The organism is Acidithiobacillus sp. TH-A36 (assembly GCF_057473445.1).
In genome coordinates this window covers 1-1,315 of record NZ_JBYCKP010000561.1, presented here as the reverse complement: position 1 = coordinate 1,315, position 1,315 = coordinate 1, and the positions used below count along the sequence as shown (strand labels likewise).

Sequence of the window (1,315 nt, the reverse complement as noted above, 5' to 3'; positions counted from 1 at the left end):
CCAGGCGCGCGGCATCCAGCGTGGGGTTGGTGGCTCCCAATGCGGCAGACCCCCAAAACAGCCAGATAAATTCGAGAACCTGATTGTTGGTATTCAGGGCCAGCAGAAAAAACGGAATGGTGAGCAGGAAGGCTATTCCAGTAACCCATACTCTTGCCGTAATCAGTCCTTTGCGTAATAACCAGTCGGCTATCCAACCGCTGGCGATAACCCCGCCAATGCCGCCTAAACCCGCACCGACAAAAAGGCTGCTGGCCGCCATCGTATTAATATGGAAGCGTTGAGTCAGATAAAGAATGCCGAAAGCCAGCAGTCCGGTAAAATAAAAATACCCGGCGGAGGATGCGGAAATCAGTACCACATTGCTGGGAATACTGAGAATGGTTTTTGCGGCCCGAAACCAGTGCCATTGGGTGGGGTCTTCCTGCAATATCCTTTTGCTGACCGGTTGAATAGATTTTTTGCGAATATCTTCGAGCAAATAGCGCCTGTTGGTTGTTACTTGGGCGTGGGTCTGCCTGGTGGGATTTTTTTGGGTCAGTTCTAAAGCGAGTTTCTCCATGTTGTTGCGTTGGGGTTCGCGCATGCCTTTCCATAATAAATAGGCAAGCAGAATCGCCATAATGGCCAGTACAAAAAAAACCGTGCGCCAGTTGCTGAGTGTGTTGACGGTGCCAGCCAGAATCATGCCGATACCTGCTCCCAATAATTCTCCACCGACAATCAATCCGAAGGCTCGTCCACGCCATGAGGGTGGAAATAAATCGCCCGAAAGAGAAGCAATGACTGGACCAACGGAAACTCCGGCTGCTCCAGCCAGCATTTGCGTCAGCAGGAACCAGTAATAGCCGGGACTGATCCCACTCAGGAGCATGGCTATTGCCCATAAGATGCTCAGTTTTATGAGCAATGGAACACGGCGTTGGCGGTCACCGAGGATACCCACGGGCAGAGCTGCTGCAGCGCCGGTGAGTATGGAGGCGGTAGACAGCAGGCCATAACCAATGTTGCCAATATGCATGCTGCTTTCCAATGCCGGCGCCACTGTACCCAGAGCGGCCAGATTGAGACTGGCGAGGCCCTGAGTCAGGGCCAGTAAAATGATGGCTCGCAGTCTGGGTATGGCATTCAGCCAGTTTTTTTCCTGTTGAAGCAGTGCTTCAATGAGCTTCAGGGGATTTAAATACGCATGCCGGGTGGAAGTATGCCCGTTTTTGTGGATGTTCAACCCAAATGATGCGCCAATTCCCGGGAGAGTCTTTCCAGTAACTGGCTCATTGCAGTCGCCTGCACTGTGGGGTTGGACGCGACATGG

The 1,315-nt window shown here is 52.4% G+C and carries 1 protein-coding gene; it reads right to left on the bottom strand.

Going from position 1 to position 1,315, the window contains the following annotated elements; translation table 11 throughout:
- Positions 1–1,228 (bottom strand): MFS transporter (locus AC2VLY_RS14210; RefSeq protein WP_486922507.1); only part of this gene is annotated, 1,228 nt, incomplete at its 3' end.
- Between the last annotated feature and the right edge of the window lie 87 nt (positions 1,229–1,315).